The following is a 17,413-nucleotide window of genomic DNA, read 5'->3' on the forward strand; positions in this document are numbered from 1 at the left end:
ATGACGCGGCATTGCAAGGCCAAGGCAATGACGGCGCAAAGAAAAGGGCCGCCGAGGCGGCCCTTGGGTCGACGCGGCCCGATCGCGGGCAGCGCACCGGCGCGAGACGGGCGTCTCAGCCGTCGGTGCCGTCGACCTTCTGCGATTCCTGCTGGGAGTAGATCAGCAGCGGCTCGCTTTCGCCGGCGATGACGGATGCATCGATCACCACCTTGGAGACGCCTTCCAGGGAAGGAATCTCGTACATGGTGTCGAGCAGCACCGACTCGAGGATGGAGCGCAGGCCGCGCGCCCCGGTCTTGCGCTCCATGGCCTTGTGAGCCACCGCACGCAGCGCGTCCTCGCGGAAGTCGAGCTCGACGTTCTCCATCTCGAACAGCCGGGCGTACTGCTTGATCAGCGAGTTCTTCGGCTCGGTGAGGATCTGGATCAGCGCATCCTCGGTGAGCTCGGTCAGGGTCGCGATCACCGGCAGACGGCCGACGAACTCGGGAATCAGGCCGAACTTGACCAGATCCTCGGGCTCCACGTCCATCAGCAGGTCGCCGACACCCTTGGTCTCGTCCTTGCTCTTCACCTCGGCGTTGAAGCCGATGCCGCCCTTCTCGGCGCGATCACGGATGACCTTGTCGAGGCCGGCGAAGGCACCGCCGACGATGAACAGCATGTTGGTGGTGTCGACCTGGACGAACTCTTGCTGCGGATGCTTGCGACCACCCTGGGGCGGCACCGAGGCGGTAGTGCCCTCGATCAGCTTGAGCAGCGCCTGCTGCACGCCCTCACCGGAGACGTCCCGGGTGATGGACGGGTTGTCCGACTTGCGCGAGATCTTGTCGATCTCGTCGATGTAGACGATGCCGCGCTGGGCCTTGTCCACATCGTAGTCGCACTTCTGCAGCAGCTTCTGGATGATGTTCTCGACATCCTCGCCGACGTAGCCCGCCTCGGTGAGCGTGGTGGCATCGGCGATGGTGAACGGCACGTTGAGCAGCCGCGCCAGCGTCTCGGCCAGCAGCGTCTTGCCACTACCGGTCGGGCCGATCAGCAGGATGTTCGACTTGCCGAGCTCCACTTCGTCCTTGGACGCATAGCGCAGCCGCTTGTAGTGGTTGTAGACCGCCACCGACAGCACCATCTTGGCGCGGTCCTGGCCGATCACGTAGTCGTCGAGGGTGTGACGAATCTCGCGGGGGGCAGGCAGACGCTCCTCGTCGCTCTCGGCATCGGCATCGAGCACCTCCTCGCGAATGATGTCGTTGCACAGATCGACACACTCATCGCAGATATAGACGGACGGGCCGGCAATCAGCTTGCGCACTTCGTTCTGGTTCTTGCCGCAGAACGAGCAGTACAGCAGCTTGCCGCCTTCGTCCTTGCCTTTGCCGTCGGCCATTCGCGTACCTCTCTCGCAGCGGCGGCCCGTGGGCCGCCGGGAATCACGTAATCACAGCGTGGTTGATTTCACGCTATCAGGATGTCGGCCGCTTATCCAGCACGGCGTCGATCAGGCCATATTCCGCCGCCTGAGGACCGCTCATGAAGTTGTCGCGGTCGGTATCCCGGGCGATCGTCTCGAAGTCCTGACCGGTATGATCGGCCAGGATCTGGTTGAGCTTCTCGCGAATACCGAGGATCTCGCGGGTGTGGATCTCGATGTCCGAGGCCTGACCCTGGTAGCCGCCCAGCGGCTGGTGGATCATCATCCGCGAGTTGGGCAGGCAGTAGCGCTTGCCCGCCGCGCCGCCGGCCAGCAGCAGCGCACCCATGCTCGCCGCCTGACCGATGCACACGGTGGAGACGTCGGGCTTGATGAACTGCATGGTGTCGTAGATCGACATCCCCGCGGTGACGGAGCCACCCGGCGAATTGATGTACAGATGGATGTCCTTGTCCGGGTTCTCGGACTCCAGGAACAGCATCTGTGCCACCAGCAGGTTGGCCGTGTAGTCCTCGACCGGCCCCACCAGGAAGATCACGCGCTCCTTGAGCAGGCGGGAGTAGATGTCGTAGGCCCGCTCGCCGCGTGCGCTCTGTTCGACCACCATCGGCACCAGGCCGCCGGCGGATTGGGTATCGAACTCGTTGCTCATGGTGATGTCCTTGCGTCCGATGTGTGGGGGCGACACCAGTAGCCCGCCGGGCTGGGCTGATCTCGCGAGGGTCACGGAGTTTTCATACCTCAGGGAAAGGTGGGGGTGAATAGCGCACTATTCAACGCCGCGCCTCGCCGATGGCGAAAAACGCCATGCGTCACCGCCGATCAGCGACATCCCGGCAGGACGTCCACCCTTCCGCCCGCGGCGGGCGGAAGGGTGAAAGCGGCCATCAGGCCTGGGCTTCGGCCTCGTCGGCCTCTTCGTCGTCGGCCTGGCCACCCTGCTGCTGGGCGGCGGCCAGCGCATCCTGGTAGCTCATCTCGACGTCTTTGACGCCGGCCTGGCCGAGCAGCACGTCGACGGCCTTCTCCTCGAGGACCGCGGACTTGACCTGATCCTTCATCTGGTCGTTGCCCATGTAGTAGTCGACGACCTGCTGCGGCTCCTGGTACTGCTGAGCCAGCTCCTCGACCTTGGCCTTGATCTCGTCGTCGGAGACGTCGAGCTCGTTGACCTTGATCACTTCGGCCAGCAGCAGGCCGATCTGCACGCGGCTCTTGGCCTGCTCGGCGAACAGCTCGTCCGGCAGCTGGCTGACGTCGAAGTCCTCGCCGAGGCCGAACTGCTGAGCGGCCTGACGCTTGAGACCATCGGTCTCCTGCTGGATCAGGGCCTGCGGCACCGGAATCTCGTTGGCCTGCTTGAGCGCCTCGAGGACCTGCTGCTTGACGCGATTGTCGACGGCCTGGCTGGCCTCGCGGGTCATGTTCTTGGTGATCTCGTCACGGAACTTGGCCAGATCACCGTCTTCGACGCCGAACTTCTCGACGAAGGCCGCATCGATCTCGGGCAGGGCCTGGGCCTTGACGCCGTTGACCTTGACCTTGAAGGTCGCTTCCTGACCGGCCAGCTGCTCGGCCTGGTAGTCCTCGGGGAAGGTGACCTTGAGCTCCTTTTCCTCACCGGCCTTGGCGCCGATCAGCTGCTCTTCGAAGCCGGGGATGAAGCTGCCGGAACCGATCACCAGGTCGTGACCCTCGGCGCTGCCGCCTTCGAACGGCTCGTCGCCCAGGTAGCCCTGGAAGTCGATGTTGACCTGATCGCCGTCCTCGGCAGCACGCTCCACCTCTTCCCAGGCGGCGTTCTGCTTGCGCAGGGTCTCGATCATCTCGTCGACGTCGGCGTCGGTGACCTGGACCACCGGACGCTCGACCTCGGTGCCCTCGATGGAAGCCAGCTCGATTTCCGGGTAGACCTCCAGGGTCGCGGTGAACTCGAGGTCCTTGCCCGCCTCGTTGACGTGGGCTTCGATCTGCGGGTTACCGGCCGGGTTGAGGCTCTCGTCGGTGATGGCCTTGACGTAACGCTCGCGCATCACCTCGCCGACCACCTCGTCGCGCACGCCGCGACCATAGCGCTGGCGGATCACGGACATCGGCACCTTGCCCTGACGAAAACCATCCAGGCGCACGTTCTTGGCGGCGTCCTTGAGGCGAGCGGCAACGGCATCGTCGATTTCGGCGGCCGGCACCTGAACCGTGACGCGGCGTTCAATCTGGGAGGTCGTATCGACGGAAACTTGCATGAATTGTCCTCTGCCGACTGGGGCGTTCAGTGTGTGAAAAAGCGCTGCGTGAAGAGCGTTGAAACATTCAAGGGCAAGGATTCTATGAATCCCGCCCAGCAGTGGCAAGCGCCATGCACGAAGTTATGGGGGCGATCACCCGATTAGACAAGGGGATATCGTCGATTCTCCGTGCCCTGGTCCGACCGGACGCGGCAATCGCAGCTGCCGGAAACGACAACATCGCCGCCCACCCCGAAATGGATGGCAGCGTCACGAAACGATAACGACGGGAGATCACTGAAAAACAAAGAAGAAGGGAGGCAATGGGGTGGATGATGGGGATCGAACCCACGACCACCGGAGCCACAATCCGGGGCTCTACCACTGAGCTACATCCACCACTGCCTGGGGTGATATCGAAATGGGGTGGATGATGGGGATCGAACCCACGACCACCGGAGCCACAATCCGGGGCTCTACCACTGAGCTACATCCACCATTTCGATTTCGCTCGACCGACACGAGACCGCTAAGACGCCATCTGGACTGGCACGCCCAGCAGGACTCGAACCTGCAACCTACGGCTTAGAAGGCCGTTGCTCTATCCGGTTGAGCTATGGGCGCATTCTACGTTCCCGAGCATCTTACCGCAAGCAGAAAATTGAACTTTTTTCTATTCAATCAACAGCTTGTGGTCGGGGTGGAGGGATTTGAACCCCCGACATCCTGCTCCCAAAGCAGGCGCGCTACCAGACTGCGCTACACCCCGCCGGCTCTTGCACGGCCTCGACGCCGCCGCAGGGGCCTCATCGAGCGCTGCGTATTTTACGGATCTCTCCGCGCTCGTCAAGCCACAATGCCCTTTGATCAGGATGTTAGCCGATCCTCCTTTGTCTTCATCTCCGCCCGCCGGCTCCCCATGACCGCCCTGCCCCGCGGCCGGCCCCCGAGATCGCTTTGCCTGAACGCCGGCTCATGCGAAAATCGCCGCTCTTTTTCTCACCGTCTTCTTTTCACCCAGAGGGAAACTCGATGTCCGCCCAACTGATCGATGGCAAGTCCATTGCTGCCCGAGTCCGCCAGCAGGTCGCACGCCAGGTGCAGGCACGCCGCGAGGCCGGAGCACGGGTCCCCGGGCTTGCCGTCGTGCTGGTGGGGCAAGACCCGGCATCCGCCGTCTACGTGCGCAACAAGCAGCGCGCCTGCGAGGAAGCCGGCATCCAGTCGATCAAGTACGAGCTGCCCGCCGAGACCTCCCAGGCCGAGCTCGAGGATCTGGTCGATCGCCTCAACGCCGACACGAGCGTCGATGGCATTCTGGTCCAGCTGCCGCTGCCCGACCACCTCGATTCGCGCCCGATCCTCGAGCGCATCCTCCCCCACAAGGACGTCGACGGCTTCCACCCCTATAACCTGGGCCGACTCGCCCAGCGCCTGCCGCTGCTGCGTCCCTGCACGCCCAAGGGCATCATTACCCTGCTGCAGGACACCGGCGTGGACGTGCGCGGCCTGGACGCCACCGTGGTCGGCGCCTCCAACATCGTGGGCCGCCCCATGGCCATGGAACTGATGTTGGCCGGCTGCACCACGACCGTCTGCCACCGCTTCACCCGCAACCTCGAGGAGCACGTGCGTCGTGCCGAGTTGCTGGTGGTCGCCGTCGGCGTGCCGGGGCTGGTCAAGGGCGAATGGGTCCGTGACGACGCCATCGTCATCGACGTGGGCATCAACCGCCAGGACGATGGCCGCCTGATCGGCGACGTGGAGTTCGAGCCCGCCGCCGCCCGTGCCAGCTACATCACGCCGGTCCCCGGCGGCGTGGGGCCGATGACCGTGGCCTCGCTGCTCGAGAACACCCTGCTCGCCGCCGAGATGCACGACGCTCAAGCCTAACTCCCTCTTGGGGTCAGAGCTTCAGTCCCCCTTGGGGTCTGACCCCGGCAACATGACCCCGGCAACAGGGCCACGGAGACCGGCGCCTGCCGTGCACCCGTGGCCCGATTTCGTTAAGATGTGCCGCTGATTTCCACCGACTCGCGAGGTCCGCCCGATGAGCGACAAGATGAACGTCGAAAGCTTCAATCTCGACCACACCAAGGTCAAGGCGCCCTACGTCCGTCTGGCCGGCGTCACCGTTGGCCAGCACGGCGACGAGATCACCAAGTACGACATGCGCATCTGTCAGCCCAATCAGGACCACATGGCCATGCCCGGCCTGCACTCCCTCGAGCACCTGATGGCCGAGATGTCGCGCAACCATACCGACAAGGTCGTCGACATCAGCCCCATGGGCTGCCAGACCGGCTTCTACTGGGCGATGATCAACCATGACGACTACGAGGGCATCCTGACGCTGATCGAGAAGACCCTCGAGGACGTGCTCGAGGCCAGCGAAGTCCCCGCCTGCAACGAGATGCAGTGCGGCTGGGCCGCCAGTCACAGCCTCGAGGGCGCCAAGGACATCGCCCGCGGCTTTCTCGCCAAGCGTGACGAGTGGGCTCAGGTCTTCGGCGAAGACGCCTGACTCCCTCCTTCTGACACCTCACTTCGCGGAGACACCGGATAGATGAAACGCATCGGCATCATCGGCGCCATGGCCCAGGAAGTCGCTCGACTGGCGGACATGCTCGAGGATCGCGAGACCCGCACCCACGTCGGCTCCACCTTCCATCACGGCCGCCTGCACGGCGTCGAGGTGGTGATCCTGCAGTCCGGAATCGGCAAGGTGAACGCCGCCATCGGCACCACCCTGCTGATGGACATGTATCAGCCGGAAGCGATCATCAATACCGGCTCCGCCGGCGGCTTCGGCGAAGGGCTCGAGATCGGTGACGTGGTGGTCTCCAGCGAGGTGCGCCACCACGACGTCGACGCCGTGGTGTTCGGCTATGAACATGGCCAGGTGCCGCAGATGCCGGCCGCCTATCTGCCCGACACGCGGCTGGTGACAGTGGCCCGGGAATGCATCGAGGCGATGAACGAGGTCAACGTGGTCGAGGGGCTGATCGCCACCGGCGACGTCTTCATGGCCTGCCCCGAGCTGGTGGCGACCACGCGCTCACGCTTCCCCACCATGCTCGCCGCCGAGATGGAGGCTGCGGCCATCGCCCAGACCTGCCATCTCTACGGCTGCCCCTTCGTGGTGATCCGCGCGCTGTCCGACATCGCCGGCGGCGGCGACAACCATCTTTCCTTCGAGGAGTTCCTCGACAAGGCCGCCGACCACTCGACGCGCATGGTCACCGCCATGGTGGCCAGGCTCGCCGAACCGGCGACCGCGAGCGTCACCGTCGAGGACTGACGCATGCCACGCTGCCGCCTCCGCCTGCTGGGGCTGGCCCTGTGCCTGCCCCTGCTGCTTGGCGGCTGCGCCAGCCAGCGCAGCACCGATGGCATCCCCGCCATCGAGGCCCAGGACAACCCCGCCAAAGCCGAGACCAGCTTCCGGCGGCTTCCCGACCGCGTCTACACACCGCCGGACTGGCCTGCCCCGCTGACCGCCCGGGTCTATCTGCCGGACACGCCGGGCGACGCCCGTCGCCCGGCGGCGCTGGTCGTCCACGGCGGCGGCTGGCAGCGGCGCTCCCCCGACGACATGACGCCGATCGCCGAGCGACTGGCCGCCCGCGGCTACGTGGTCGCCAACATCGGCTATCGCTTCGCCCCCGACCACCGCTTTCCCGCCCAGCTGCACGACCTGCAGATCGCCATGACCTGGCTGCATGACAATGCCGACGCCTGGCGCATCGACACCGACCGCATCGTCGGCGTGGGCTATTCCAGCGGCGCCCACCTCGTCAGCCTGCTCGCGGTACAGCAACCCGGTTCCCCACTCGACCGCCCTCATGGCGGAGAGAGGACACGCCTGGCCGCCGTGGTGGCCGGCGGCCTGCCCAGCGACCTGATGAAGTTCGACGACGGCCGCCTGGTCAGGGAATTCATCGGCGGCACCCGTGCCGAGAAGCCCCGCGCCTATCGCCTGGCCTCCCCCGCCCGCCAGGTCGGCCCGCTGACGCCGCCCCACTTCCTGTTCCACGGCGATCGGGACAGCCTGGTCCCCGTGGATCACGCCACCGACATGTATCGTCGCCTCGACGCCGCCGGCGTTCCCGCCGAGCTTTACCTGCAGACATGGCGCGGCCATATCACCGCCTTCCTGACCCGCGACGACGCCATGGACGCCGCCCTGGCCTTCCTCGATGAGCAGCTCTCGGTTCCGGAGGCTGGTACGGGGTCAGACCCTTAAGTGGCCTTAGGGGCTCCGCCCCCTAAGGCCACTTAAGGGTCTGACCCCATTCTGATCCTAATGCCGCTTAAGGGTCTGACCCCATTCGGATCCGCCCGTTAGCCGCTCAGCTTCCAGCCCAGCGTCTCGCCGGCCTGCAGCGGCACGATGACCTGGCCGTCGGGATAGGGCAGGCTCTCCGGCAGCGTCCAGTCCTCGCGCACCAGGGTCACGGTGCCGGTGTTGCGCGGCAGGCCGTAGAAGTCGGGCCCATGGTGGCTGGCGAAGCCTTCCAGACGATCCAGCGCACCGGCCTGCTCGAAGGCCGTGGCGTAGAGTTCCAGGGCGTGCGGCGCGGTGTAGGCGCCGGCACAGCCGCAGGCACTTTCCTTGTCGCCCTTGGCATGGGGCGCGCTGTCGGTGCCGAGGAAGAACTTGCCGCTGCCCGAGGTGGCCGCCTCGATCAGCGCCTGGCGATGGCGCTCGCGCTTGAGGATCGGCAGGCAGTAGTAGTGGGGCTTGATGCCGCCGACCAGCATCTGGTTGCGGTTGAACAACAGGTGATGGGCAGTAATGGTGGCCGCCACGTTGGCCGGTGACTCGGCCACGAAGGCCGCCGCGTCGGCGGTGGTGATGTGCTCGAAGACCACCTTGAGCGACGGGTGACGCGCCAGCAGCGGCTTCATCACCCGCTCGATGAACGTCGCCTCGCGATCGAAGATGTCGATCTCGGCGTCGGTCACCTCGCCGTGCACCAGCAGCGGCATACCCAGCCGCGCCATGGCCGCGATGGCCGCATCGCAGTTCGCCAGGTCGGTCACGCCGGAATCGGAGTTGGTGGTGGCCCCCGCCGGATACAGCTTGACCGCCTGCACCCGCCCGGAGGCATGGGCACGCTCGATCTCCTCGGCCGCGGTCCGATCGGTGAGGTAGAGCGTCATCAGCGGCTCGAAGTCGAGCCCCGCCGGCACCGCCGCGAGGATGCGCTCGCGATAGGCCAGCGCCTGCTCGGTGGTGGTCACCGGCGGCTTGAGGTTGGGCATGATGATGGCACGGCCCATCTGCCGGGCACTGGCAGGGACCACAGCATCCAGCACTGCGCCATCGCGCAGGTGAAGATGCCAATCGTCGGGGCGGGTCAGGGTCAAGGAGGTCACGATCTATCCTGTCTCGGCGATTCCGGGGATGAAAGGGGCCGCAAGGCCCGGCGCTGGCGGCAGTATACAGGAAGCGGCCTCCAAGGCGGGATGCGAGATGTGAGAGGCGCAGGATGTGAAAGGCAATGCGCCATCGCCCTGCCCGACGGCCGGCCCCGCTGACGAACGCGGGTGCGCCGGCCCGCCGCGATGCCGTATCATGGGCGCCGATCCTGCCAGGCCTGTCGAGCCTTCGCCGCGACCCGCGGACGTGAGTCGCGCGACTGCCCGCGTCACGTCGGGCGGCCTTGGCCAAGAGGCCGGGCTCATGGCGGATCCGCGACACGTCCGACAGTTTCCTGGGAGAGAACATGCCGAAGGTTCGTCACTACGCCGACCTCGTCGCCATTCTGGCCGGCCTGATGTGGCTGCTGGTCTACTGGTCGGTGAGCTACTCGGTGTACATCGACAACATCGAGCCCACCATGGCGGCGCTGCTGATCGCGGGCAGTCTCATCATGATCAGCTTCGTGCACCGCCCGATTCGCGTGCTGCTGAGCCGCTACCACGTGCGCAAGCGACGCACCGAGATGTGGATGCACATCCTCGCCCTGCCCCTGGGCCTGGCGTTCTTGATCGCCATCCTGATCGAGCATCTCATCACGCCCATCGACGGCATTCAGAAGATGCTGCTGTTTAACGTGCTGGCGACCGCCGGCTGGCTGGTGTTCATCTTCACCCTGGCGGTCAAGCTGCTGATTCACATGATCAAGGAGAAGCGCAAGGCCCGCTAGCCAAGCGCTCCCTCCCCGGCCGGTTCAGAAGCGGTCGACCCGGAAGGGCCGCATGTCGATCGCCGGCGTCTCCCCCGCCATCATCTGCGCCAGCAGCTGGCCGGTCGCCGGCCCCAGGGTGAAGCCCTGGTGGCCATGGCCGAAGGCGCACCACAGCCCCGCCTGCCCATCCACCGGCCCGATCACTGGCTTCATGTCCGGCGTGCAGGGCCTCGCGCCCTTCCAGGGCTCGGCGTCGAGCCGCTCACCGAGCGGATACAGGCGACGTGCGCTGGCCTCAGCGGCGGCCAGCTGATCGAGATGCGGCGGCGCCTCCAGGCGCTCGAGCTCGGCACCGGTGGTCAGGCGGATGCCGGCCCGCATCGGCGCCAGCAGATAGCCGACCTCCGCGTCCATCACCCAGTGATGCAGCCGCGCCTCGCCTCGACTGGCGTAATGCATGTGATAGCCGCGCTTGGGAAACAGCGGCAGCGACACCCCGAGGCGCGACAGCCACCGGCGCGACCAGGGGCCGAGCGCCAGCACCACCGATTCCGCCGACAGCGTCTCGCTCCCGATGCCCACCTGCCAGCCGCCGGCACCCGTCGACAGCGTCTCGACCTCCGACCGGACGATACGCCCGCCCTCGCGCTCGAACGCCTCGGCATAGGCCGAGACCAGCGCGCCGGGATCGGCTACCGTCCAGGGATCCAGCCAATGAATCGCCCCGGCCAGCCCGTCGTTCACGTCGTTTCCCAGGCTCGGCTCCATGGCGGCCAGCGCCTCGGCATCGAGGGCCCGATAGCGGACACCGAACCGTTCCGCGTTCTCTTCGGCTTCGGCGAGACGCGCCTGGAGCGCGGAGCGATGACGATATACCTCGAGCCAGCCCTCGCGGCGCACCAGCGACTCGGCGCCGGCGGCCTCGATCATTGCCCCGTGGGCATCCAGGCAACGCTCGATCAGCGACGCATATTCAGGCACGATCCGCCGATATCGATCGGGGGCGGAGTGTTTCCAGTACTGCCAGAGGGGGCCGGCCGCCTCGAGCATGCCGCCGGGCCGATAGCGGATATCCACCTGGCGATTGGGCAGCACGCGCCACAGGGTGGCGAGATCCCGCGGGAAGGGATAGGGCCGCACCGCCTCGCGCTGGATGATGCCGGCGTTGCCGAACGAGGTCTCGCGCCCGGGGGCGCGCCGGTCCACCAGGGTCACGTCCTGCCCCCGCCGGGCCAGGTGCCAGGCCACCGACACGCCGACCATGCCCGCTCCCAGTACGATGGTGCCGCTGCTCATCCGTTCATTCCCTTGTCGATGCTGTGACCCCATCATCCCCAAGAGCGCCGGAGCATCGCAAGCATGGCCTCATGTGTCGCCGCCTTCCGCCTCGATGCGGGCACGGATGAAGTCGCCGTGGCCGACGTGCAGCAGCTCGGCCAGGCGACGAATGCGGTGCTCCTCGAGCGGATGCTTGTCGCCGTCGACCAGCGCCAGCGACCACATCTCGCGAACCAGCGCGACCCGCTGGTCGTAGTCGCAGCCATCGCGCACCGCGCGCAGGAAGCGGTGGTGGTCCACCGCCGACTCCGTCTCGTCGCAGGCCTGGCGCACCAGCGCCTGCGCCTCCTCGCCGGGAAGCCCGAAGCGAGCGGCGAGAATCGCCGCAAGATGCTCGAGCTCGGCCTCTTCCAGGCGATAATCCGCGCGGATCACCTCGCACAGCAGCACCGCCGCCGCCAGCGCCTGGCCGGGCTCGGCCTGTTCAGACGACGCCGCCGGCGCCATCATGTCCTGAAAGAGCCGTTGCAAGGACTGGATCATAGGAACTCCCGACATGCCGAACATGATTCCCCTCATCGTCGCCCTGGCCTGCGGGCTGGGCGCCGCCCTGGCCGCACGCGGCGCCTGGCAACGACGCGACGTGAATCGCTGGCCCACGGCACTGGCGACGGTCGAACGCACCGAGGTGCAGGTCGTCGACGACCATCACCGCCGCGCCGACCGCGACGAGCATCCCAGGCGCTTCCTCGCCCGCCTCCACTACCGCTTCGAGGTCGAGGGGAACGAATATCGCTCTGACAACGGCCAGTTCGACGGCGTTCCCGACTTCACGAGCCGGGAAGCCGCCGAAGCGTTTCTCTCCCGAACGCCACCGGGCAGCCGGTTGACCGTTCGCTACGACCCCATGGGGCCCCATCTGACGCAGCATGGCGAACATCGCCAGCCCACGGCCCGGCTTGGGCTGGCAGCGTTTCTGGGCGTGGCGGCGATTGGGGCGCTGTGGGTATGGTGGTGAGCTCGGCATCGACACCTGGAGCAGACAGGCCCAGGCTGGCGACGAACGTCACGGCAGCATCCGGCCGACCAGGCTGGCCAGGCGCAGTCGCCAGCGATGGCGCCGCTCCAGGGCATGCATCATGCTCAGATCGTTGCGATCACGCCAGCTACCGCGATGCCGCTTGAACGCACGAGCCGTACCGAAAGACACGAACGTCAAGCCATCCAATACGACATGATGCCGGGCATCCTCGAGGAGCCGTGTGCGATCGGCACAGAAGTGTTCGAACTCATCCGAGGCGATGACCCGGAGCGGTCCTCCCGTCAGCGAGACCGTCGCCTTGGTCAGCACATCAATATAGCGGGCCTTCCTCAGGCCGTACACCTGAATCAGCGCTTCCGGGCCGAACAGCACCTCTTGCGACGACACACCGGCCTGAGAGAGCAGGCCACGGAGTTCTGCGCTGAAGTCATGGGCAAGCTTCTCCCGCCGGGTATGCAGCGCATGGTTCAGGAAATGCCGGCCGCCGGGCGTCAGCACAAGCTCGGCGATACGCTCCCGTTCCTGCGGGCAGCTGAGCAATAACCAGCCCTTCTGCGCCACGCGCGCGGGGGGCCGCATGCCGACCGCCATGACCAGCCGTTTGACCACAAGCGGCGCCTTGTGCGGCCTCGAGCGGGGCCAACCAGGCGGCACGGGGTCCAGGCAACGCAACAGGTACTGCCAGCCGCCGGGCGACACCGACACCTCCTGCCTCTCGGTCACCACCCCGGGAAGAACCATCTCGCTGCTCCAGGCATCCTCCATGGGGGTCAGGGCAAGCAGCCTGGGGCCTTCCTGAGCCCCATCGAGCTCCCGGGCCGCGGTGACGACCGCCGACGTGGCACCGCTCTGAGCCATCGACAACACCTCTTTCTTCGGGCACACGCCTGCCGAGCGCTGGATAACGTCAGAAGCGTTCTTGACGTGAAGCACCCGGCCTCGGCGTATCGCCATGCCGCTGGACCGGCACAGCCGTTAACACAAGGTTACATTGTTAACATGCCGTCAGAATGATGGTTTTTCCCATGACAGCGTGATCAGGCGAGACGTGAGGAGGTCAGTCGAAAGAGGTGGATCACACCCCGTAATACTCCCGGTACCAGGCCACGAAGCGACGCACACCCTCTTCGACGCCGACCCGAGGGCAATAGCCCGTAAGGTTGAACAAGGCCTCGGTGTCCGCCCAGGTACGCGGTACGTCACCTGGCTGCATGGGCTGGAAATCGCAGATCGCTTCGCGGCCGGTGGCAACTTCCACCGCATGCACGAAGTCCATCAGCGATACCGGGCTGCCATGACCGATATTGTACAGCGCATAGGGCGCGTCGCTGATATCGGGCGTCTCGGTCGTGCCGCCAGGCTGTCGCGCAGGCACCTCGTCCAGAATGCGCGAGATCCCCTCGACGATATCGTCGATATAGGTGAAGTCGCGTGACATGTCGCCGTGGTTGAAGATCTGGATCGGCTCACCGGCCAGGATAGCGCGTGTGAACTTGAACATGGCCATGTCCGGGCGCCCCCAGGGACCGTAGACCGTGAAGAAACGCAGGCCGGTGGTTGGCAGGTCGTAGAGATGGGAGTAGGTGTGCGCCATCAACTCGTTGGCCTTCTTGGTGGCCGCATAGAGGCTGATGGGATGATCGACGTTGTCGGAGGTAGCGAAGGGCGTCTTGTCGTTGGCGCCATAGACCGAGCTGGAGGAAGCATACACGAGATGCCCCACCCGCCCGTGACGACAGCCTTCCAGCACGTTGAGGTGCCCGATCAGGTTGGCGTCTGCATAGGCATGCGGATTCTCCAGCGAATAGCGAACCCCCGGCTGAGCGGCCAGGTGGATCACGCGATCAAAATGCTCGGCCTCGAACAGCGCGGCTACGGCTTCGCGGTCGGCAAGATCGAGACGTTCGAAGCGCACGTCCTGGCAGTCCTGCAGGTCATCCAGCCGAGCCTGCTTGAGCGCCACGTCGTAGTAGGGGTTGAGGTTATCGACACCGACGATCTCATGCCCCTGACCCGAGAGCTTCCGGGCGACGGCATGACCGATGAATCCTGCCACGCCCGTGATCAATACCTTCATGCTCTCCTGCGCCTCCTGGCTCGTGTTCTACGGGCACTGCTGGCCCTTATGGTGGTGCGCATTGTACCTCAGTGCCAGAACGGGCCGCAGCACTCCGCCCCTGCCGCCACGCGACGACCATGCTAGAATTTTGCCTTTTGCGCCGACACTCGCGCCGCGCCAATCGCTCGGCTCTGAGCGTCACAGGATGAAACCGCCGTGCAGGACGACACCATGACCCGCAAAAGATTCGCCTTCGTCATCGAGGACCTCTACGGCGGCGGCGCCCAGAAATCGCTGCTCTATACGGCCGACCAGCTGCGCCAGCGCGGCCATGCGGTCAAGGTATTCACGCTGCGCGAGCGCATCGAACATCGACTTCCCGAAGGGCTCGAGATCGAGAACCTCGCCGTGGTCACCCGCTTCACCAAGGCCACCAGCACGGTACTGACCGAGAAATGGCAGGCCTCACGGATCAAGCGTGCTCTGACGCCCTGGCGACCGGACGTGGTGATCTCCTGCTCCTGTGACAAGATCACCCGCCATCTCGACTTCCCGAACCTCTACTTCTGGATCAAGTCGGACGTCTCGGCCAAGTTCAGCGATCCCAGGCAACGCGAGCGTGCCTTCGACAAGGTGCGGCGCTTCTATAAAGGCCGCCAGGTCATCGCCGTGTCCCAGGGCGTGAAGGAGAATCTGGAGAACGTGGTCGGGCTAGAGGCCGAGCGCATCGTGCCGATCTACAACCCCTATGAGCGCGACCCCTTCGTGGCCATGGCCGAGGAAGACGCCCCGGTTCCTGAGGGCGACTATTTCCTGTGCGTGGCGGCCGTTGAGCCACGCAAGCGCCATGACCGCCTGCTGCGGGCCTATGCCGAAAGCGCCGTGACCACGCCCCTGGCGATCATGGGCAAGGGCAAGCCGGAACACGAAGCCGCCGTTCACGAGCAGATCACGGCACTCGGGCTCGAGGACCACGTGCTGTGGCTGGGCTATCACCACAACCCGTATCCCTTCATCCGCCACGCCAAGGCGATGGTGCTGACCTCGGATGCCGAGGGGCTGCCGCGCGTGCTGATCGAGGCCCTGCTGCTGCACACTCCCGTGGTCAGCGTAGACTGCCCCAGCGGCCCTCGAGAGATCCTTACCCAGGAGCTGGCCGATTTTCTCGTCGCCCCTGATGACGAAACAGGCCTGGCTCAGGCATTGGCGAACATGGACCGTGCGCCAATCACCATCGAGCCGCGCCACTATCAGCAGTTCCTCAAGGAAACGGTCCTGCCCCAGTTCGAGGCGCTGTGACGGTGAAGCTGCTCGACATCCCCTTCGACGACCGCCGACGTCGCTATCTGGTGTTTCATGCCGCCGGCCTGCCAGCCCAACTGCGCCTGGCCAGCACCAGCACCACCGCCGCCTTCGAGGCGGCGGGCAGCAGCCGCTTCTATCTCTCACAGGACGGGAAGATCCTCGCCAAGGTGGTGCCCGACAAGTTCACCAAGCGCAAAGCGCCATTCAGCTGGTTCAGCCGCGACTACCTGGAGAAGCGCTGGCTGCTGCAGTCGGATGCCCGCAAGGAATTCCTCAGCCTGCGCATCCTCCAGCGAGCCGGCCTCGCCACACCTCGCTGCCACGGTTGGGGGCTATCGCTGAACCCGGCGAATCGCAACGCCTCGCTGTTGCTGATGGAACACCGTCAGGATGCCAGGCCGGGGGGCGATGTCTTCGAGTCACTGGACGACGCCGGCCGGTACCGTTTCCTGGAACGCTTCTGCGAAGAGGTGGCCCGGCTCGCTCGCGCCGGCTACGTTCACCGCGATCTTCACTACAACAACCTGCTGGTGGCCGATGACGGCACGCTGATCTGGATCGATGCCCACGTGCGGCGGCTGCCCAGAAAAAAAGCCGACCAGTGGCCGGCTATCAGCAACTCTATTACCTCAGACAAGCTGCGTGGAGAGAGGTACCGGGCATTATGCAGCGAGCGGCTTCGTCAACATCTCATGCTTTAACGCGGACTCAAGTTATCAGAGCCTCCCTGTCACACTGGCCAATCGAATTCGCTCGGCCACTCGGCAGGATCCAGCTCGCCCGGGCGCTGCTCGGGCATGCAATCACGTAATCCATCAGCGACACGCTCCAATGCTTCCTGCCCCGTGGCACCGCCAGTAATACGCTGCCACCACTCACGATGTACCGCCATGACCCGTACCGGCACGCAGTCCAAACCCAGCCGCTGCGCCATCGCCAGACGATGCAGGCCACGATTGATCTTGATCAAACGCCCTTCTCGGCTTACCGCCACGCCCAGCTTGTCCTTGCCGCGAGCACCATCGAACCCTCGTACGGCCATGTCATCGAGAAAGCTCAGATACACGCGCAGGTACATCAGGATTCGCTCTTCGGAGTCCAACAACACCCCTTGCTGATGGGAAGACCACGGTCTGCCGGCTTTCAAGCGAGCCGCATACCTGGCGAAGCTTTCACTCCGTGTCAGATCGTCGCGATGTTCATCGAGATCGCTGATAAAACGGTAACGGGAACTGAAGCGCAGATCGCCACGCCGAAGATCCCATTCGCCATCCCAGAGGAAACGCGATGAGGAAGGACGCTGGCGACGATCATACCCACGCCAGTCGGTGCTCTGGATCAGCTCACGCGGGTCGACTTCAAGGGTCAGCCGATCCCCGAGAGATTCTTCCATCGCTCGCCGCGGCAGCCCCTTTCGTTCGATCGTGGCACTGCCGTATCGGCCCCTGAGCCACCGGCGCAACAACCGCCTCTCCAGTGGCAGGCCAACTCCCTCCTGGAATGCTTCACGTACCGAGACCTGCAGACGGGCACGGCGAATGGGCCAGCGCATGCGATCATCGTAAAGAGGAAAGAACGCCGGATCGCCGGCAGGCGCCAATGGAATCGAGTGGCGAGCCGCTGGTTGGTGGCAAAATGATTTCATGGATGTGGTAACAGTTCCCTGATGCGGTGAGTCGGCAGTCTCCCGGCTGCCTTGCTCGCTTCTTGTAGGCCACCAAGGCCTCTTGTTATTCGAAATAAACGCCCGAGTGCACGGTATATATTGCACATATCACTATTGAACTCGGCCAATGCGCAAGAAGCCGAGACACTTTACCCAAGCCCCTTCGTCTCGTACATAGACCGGCGGTCATAGCCGGCAACCGCGTGGCAGACGTGTGTGCAGCAGTGGCACTCACCGGTAAAAACCATATCCTACGCCAATGC

The 17,413-nt window shown here is 65.1% G+C and carries 17 protein-coding genes and 4 tRNA genes; 8 read left to right on the forward strand and 13 right to left on the reverse strand.

The window, feature by feature from the left end; translation table 11 throughout:
* Window positions 1-115: 115 nt before the first annotated feature.
* From clpX to QWG60_RS08990, 7 genes are all read right to left on the reverse strand, one after another.
* Window positions 116-1,393: an ATP-dependent Clp protease ATP-binding subunit ClpX gene (gene clpX, locus QWG60_RS08960; protein ID WP_035593428.1), complete on the reverse strand. Its 1,278-nt coding sequence runs from the start codon at window positions 1,391-1,393 to the stop codon at window positions 116-118.
* Window positions 1,394-1,469: 76 nt separating this feature from the next.
* Window positions 1,470-2,090 carry an ATP-dependent Clp endopeptidase proteolytic subunit ClpP gene (gene clpP, locus QWG60_RS08965; RefSeq protein WP_016855021.1) on the reverse strand — a complete coding sequence of 207 codons (621 nt, stop codon included), beginning with the start codon at window positions 2,088-2,090 and terminating at the stop codon, window positions 1,470-1,472.
* Window positions 2,091-2,325: 235 nt separating this feature from the next.
* On the reverse strand, window positions 2,326-3,681 hold the full coding sequence (gene tig / locus QWG60_RS08970) for a trigger factor (protein WP_035593431.1): 1,356 nt from the start codon (window positions 3,679-3,681) through the stop codon (window positions 2,326-2,328).
* A gap of 306 nt (window positions 3,682-3,987) precedes the next feature.
* A tRNA-His gene (locus tag QWG60_RS08975) sits at window positions 3,988-4,062 on the reverse strand.
* A 23-nt stretch (window positions 4,063-4,085) separates the two neighbouring features.
* Window positions 4,086-4,160: transfer RNA gene (locus QWG60_RS08980), tRNA-His, on the reverse strand.
* Between the two features lie 50 nt (window positions 4,161-4,210).
* Window positions 4,211-4,287, reverse strand: a tRNA-Arg gene (locus tag QWG60_RS08985).
* Window positions 4,288-4,355: 68 nt separating this feature from the next.
* Window positions 4,356-4,432 (reverse strand) — tRNA-Pro (locus QWG60_RS08990).
* A 263-nt stretch (window positions 4,433-4,695) separates the two neighbouring features.
* Here QWG60_RS08990 and folD point away from each other — a divergent pair.
* The 4 genes from folD (at window position 4,696) to QWG60_RS09010 (ending at window position 7,909) form a co-directional block, all read left to right on the forward strand.
* Window positions 4,696-5,556: a bifunctional methylenetetrahydrofolate dehydrogenase/methenyltetrahydrofolate cyclohydrolase FolD gene (gene folD / locus QWG60_RS08995; RefSeq protein ID WP_035593433.1), complete on the forward strand. Its 861-nt coding sequence runs from the start codon at window positions 4,696-4,698 to the stop codon at window positions 5,554-5,556.
* Window positions 5,557-5,713: 157 nt separating this feature from the next.
* Window positions 5,714-6,187, forward strand: a complete 474-nt coding sequence (locus tag QWG60_RS09000) for an S-ribosylhomocysteine lyase (RefSeq protein ID WP_046078594.1) — start codon at window positions 5,714-5,716, stop codon at window positions 6,185-6,187.
* A gap of 42 nt (window positions 6,188-6,229) precedes the next feature.
* Window positions 6,230-6,964 carry a 5'-methylthioadenosine/S-adenosylhomocysteine nucleosidase gene (gene mtnN, locus QWG60_RS09005; RefSeq protein ID WP_046078593.1) on the forward strand — a complete coding sequence of 245 codons (735 nt, stop codon included), beginning with the start codon at window positions 6,230-6,232 and terminating at the stop codon, window positions 6,962-6,964.
* Between the two features lie 3 nt (window positions 6,965-6,967).
* Window positions 6,968-7,909: an alpha/beta hydrolase gene (locus QWG60_RS09010; RefSeq protein WP_146909359.1), complete on the forward strand. Its 942-nt coding sequence runs from the start codon at window positions 6,968-6,970 to the stop codon at window positions 7,907-7,909.
* Window positions 7,910-8,007: 98 nt separating this feature from the next.
* On the opposite strand, the gene pyrC is transcribed toward QWG60_RS09010, so the two are convergent.
* Window positions 8,008-9,045: a dihydroorotase gene (gene pyrC / locus QWG60_RS09015; RefSeq protein ID WP_046078591.1), complete on the reverse strand. Its 1,038-nt coding sequence runs from the start codon at window positions 9,043-9,045 to the stop codon at window positions 8,008-8,010.
* A gap of 350 nt (window positions 9,046-9,395) precedes the next feature.
* Here pyrC and QWG60_RS09020 point away from each other — a divergent pair, with 350 nt between their 5' ends.
* Entirely contained in the window at window positions 9,396-9,818 is a 423-nt protein-coding gene (locus QWG60_RS09020) for a hypothetical protein (RefSeq protein ID WP_035593445.1), read from the forward strand.
* 24 nt (window positions 9,819-9,842) lie between these two features.
* Here QWG60_RS09020 and QWG60_RS09025 read toward each other — a convergent pair whose 3' ends face one another.
* Entirely contained in the window at window positions 9,843-11,096 is a 1,254-nt protein-coding gene (locus QWG60_RS09025) for an NAD(P)/FAD-dependent oxidoreductase (protein WP_046078590.1), read from the reverse strand.
* 69 nt (window positions 11,097-11,165) lie between these two features.
* Entirely contained in the window at window positions 11,166-11,621 is a 456-nt protein-coding gene (locus QWG60_RS09030; RefSeq protein ID WP_046078589.1) for a tellurite resistance TerB family protein, read from the reverse strand.
* Window positions 11,622-11,634: 13 nt separating this feature from the next.
* Here QWG60_RS09030 and QWG60_RS09035 point away from each other — a divergent pair, with 13 nt between their 5' ends.
* On the forward strand, window positions 11,635-12,096 hold the full coding sequence (locus QWG60_RS09035; protein WP_046078588.1) for a DUF3592 domain-containing protein: 462 nt from the start codon (window positions 11,635-11,637) through the stop codon (window positions 12,094-12,096).
* Between the two features lie 48 nt (window positions 12,097-12,144).
* On the opposite strand, the gene QWG60_RS09040 is transcribed toward QWG60_RS09035, so the two are convergent.
* Window positions 12,145-13,053, reverse strand: a complete 909-nt coding sequence (locus tag QWG60_RS09040) for a hypothetical protein (protein ID WP_146909357.1) — start codon at window positions 13,051-13,053, stop codon at window positions 12,145-12,147.
* 142 nt (window positions 13,054-13,195) lie between these two features.
* Window positions 13,196-14,197, reverse strand: coding sequence for an NAD-dependent epimerase (locus QWG60_RS09045; protein WP_146909355.1), 1,002 nt, complete (start codon window positions 14,195-14,197; stop codon window positions 13,196-13,198).
* Window positions 14,198-14,410: 213 nt separating this feature from the next.
* Here QWG60_RS09045 and QWG60_RS09050 point away from each other — a divergent pair, with 213 nt between their 5' ends.
* Window positions 14,411-15,478 (forward strand): glycosyltransferase, encoded by a 1,068-nt coding sequence (locus tag QWG60_RS09050; RefSeq protein ID WP_146909352.1) that lies wholly within the window; start codon window positions 14,411-14,413, stop codon window positions 15,476-15,478.
* Between the two features lie 2 nt (window positions 15,479-15,480).
* Complete coding sequence (locus tag QWG60_RS09055) at window positions 15,481-16,185, forward strand: lipopolysaccharide kinase InaA family protein (protein WP_290130895.1); 705 nt, start codon at window positions 15,481-15,483, stop codon at window positions 16,183-16,185.
* A gap of 29 nt (window positions 16,186-16,214) precedes the next feature.
* On the opposite strand, the gene QWG60_RS09060 is transcribed toward QWG60_RS09055, so the two are convergent.
* Entirely contained in the window at window positions 16,215-17,036 is an 822-nt protein-coding gene (locus QWG60_RS09060; RefSeq protein ID WP_246124690.1) for a hypothetical protein, read from the reverse strand.
* Window positions 17,037-17,413: the final 377 nt, after the last annotated feature.

The organism is Halomonas halophila (genome assembly GCF_030406665.1).
Taxonomy (GTDB): Bacteria; Pseudomonadota; Gammaproteobacteria; order Pseudomonadales; family Halomonadaceae; genus Halomonas; species Halomonas halophila.